The sequence below is a fragment of the Mesorhizobium sp. M7A.F.Ca.CA.003.01.2.1 genome (assembly GCF_003998945.1).
In the GTDB taxonomy this organism is placed as follows: domain Bacteria; phylum Pseudomonadota; class Alphaproteobacteria; order Rhizobiales; family Rhizobiaceae; genus Mesorhizobium; species Mesorhizobium ciceri.
The window spans coordinates 1-1,500 of the sequence record NZ_RZRA01001153.1 but is presented as its reverse complement, the minus strand read 5'-3'; the positions used below and the strand labels follow the sequence as shown (position 1 = coordinate 1,500).

At 66.5% G+C, this 1,500-nt stretch carries 2 protein-coding genes and 2 pseudogenes; all 4 read left to right on the top strand.

Annotated features, from left to right (window positions below; all coding sequences use genetic code 11):
* Positions 1-257: pseudogene (locus EN969_RS30705) on the top strand (cobalamin biosynthesis bifunctional protein CbiET); the annotation flags it as partial.
* The gene (locus tag EN969_RS30700; RefSeq protein ID WP_013531079.1) at positions 254-640 is read left to right on the top strand and encodes a cobalamin biosynthesis protein; all 387 of its coding nucleotides are present in this window, start codon (positions 254-256) and stop codon (positions 638-640) included. The pseudogene EN969_RS30705 and the gene EN969_RS30700, both read left to right, overlap by 4 nt.
* Entirely contained in the window at positions 637-1,401 is a 765-nt protein-coding gene (gene cobM, locus EN969_RS30695) for a precorrin-4 C(11)-methyltransferase (protein WP_024501374.1), read from the top strand. The genes EN969_RS30700 and cobM overlap by 4 nt, the downstream gene beginning before the upstream one ends.
* Positions 1,398-1,500 (top strand): annotated as a pseudogene (locus tag EN969_RS36370) (uroporphyrin-III methyltransferase); the annotation flags it as partial. The gene cobM and the pseudogene EN969_RS36370, both read left to right, overlap by 4 nt.

The following is a 1,500-nucleotide window of genomic DNA, read 5'->3' as shown; positions in this document are numbered from 1 at the left end:
CGCCTGACGCGATCTTCATCGGCGGCGGCGGCAGCGACACCGGCGTCTTGAGCACAGCCATCAAGGTGCTTCGCTCGGGCGGCCGTCTCGTGGCAAACGCGGTGACGCTGGAGATGGAAGCCCTGCTTCTTGCCCAACATACGAAGCTCGGCGGCGATCTCACGCGGATAAACATCTCCCGGGCCTCGCCGGTCGGCTCGATGCCGGCCTGGCGGCCGGCCATGCCAGTGACGCAATGGAGCTGGATGAAGCCATGATGGTCGCAGGCATAGGCTGCCGAAAGGGCGTGGGCGTCGAAGAGGTGCTTGCGGCGATCGAAACGGCGCTGGAGGCGCATGGGTTGGCGATGACGGCGCTGTCGGCACTGGCGACTGCCGCGTTCAAGAAGGATGAAGAAGCGATCGCCGCCGCTGGCCGCACGCTGAGTCTTCCCGTCATCGTCGTCGACGACTCAGCACTTCAAGCTGCCTCGTCGGATACGCTCAGCCATTCCGATCTCTCGCAGGATGTTGCCGGCACACCATCGGTCTCCGAGGCGTCCGCCCTCGCCGTGGCCGGCACAGGCGCAAAACTGCTTGGCCCCCGCACCGTGCTCGGCCCGGTCACCTGTGCCATCGCCATCAGCGGAGATGCGCCATGACCGTTCATTTCATCGGCGCCGGTCCAGGTGCGGCCGACCTCATCACGCTGCGCGGCGCAAGGCTTTTGGCAAACTGCCCGGTTTGCCTGCATGCCGGCTCGATCGTCGCGCCCGAATTGCTGCAGCACTGCGCGCCGGGGACAAAGCTGGTCGACACCGCGCCGATGTCGCTCGACGAGATCGAGGCCGCCTATCTCGAGGCGCACAAATCAGGCCAGGATGTCGCCCGCCTGCATTCCGGCGACCTGTCGGTATGGAGCGCGGTCGCCGAACAGATCCGCCGGCTGGAAAAGCACGGCATCCCTTATACGCTGACGCCGGGCGTCCCCTCCTTCGCCGCCGCCGCCGCCGCACTTCGCCGCGAGCTGACCATTCCCGAAGTGGCGCAAAGCCTGGTGCTGACCCGCATTTCCGGGCGCGCCTCAAAAATGCCGCCCGGCGAGACGCTGGCCGGCTTCGGCCGCACCGGCGCCACGCTCGCTATTCATCTGGCCATCCACGCCATCGATCGCGTCGTCGCCGAACTGACGCCGCACTATGGCGGCGATTGCCCGGTGGCGGTCGTCTTCCGCGCTTCCTGGCCGGACGAGCGCGTGCTGACCGGCACGCTGGCGACCATCGAGGCACAGCTCGCCGCCGATCCGATGGAGCGCACGGCGATCATCTTCGTCGGCCGCTCGCTGGCGGCGCGAGGTTTTGGCGAGAGTTCATTATACGACGCCCATTATCAGCGGCGTTTTCGCGGACGGGACGGATTGTGAGCGGCAGCACCAAAAACACCGGCGAAAACGCCACGCTCGAAAAAGCCTTGTCCCGGCTGAACTTCAAGCCGCGCCAACTGGAGCCGGGCCATGTCTGGC

Bases quoted from the DNA above. Each gene is read 5' to 3' on its own strand.
- cobM (WP_024501374.1), top strand. From the start codon at position 637: ATGACCGTTCATTTCATCGGCGCCGGTCCAGGTGCGGCCGACCTCATC.
- EN969_RS30700 (WP_013531079.1), top strand. From the start codon at position 254: ATGATGGTCGCAGGCATAGGCTGCCGAAAGGGCGTGGGCGTCGAAGAG.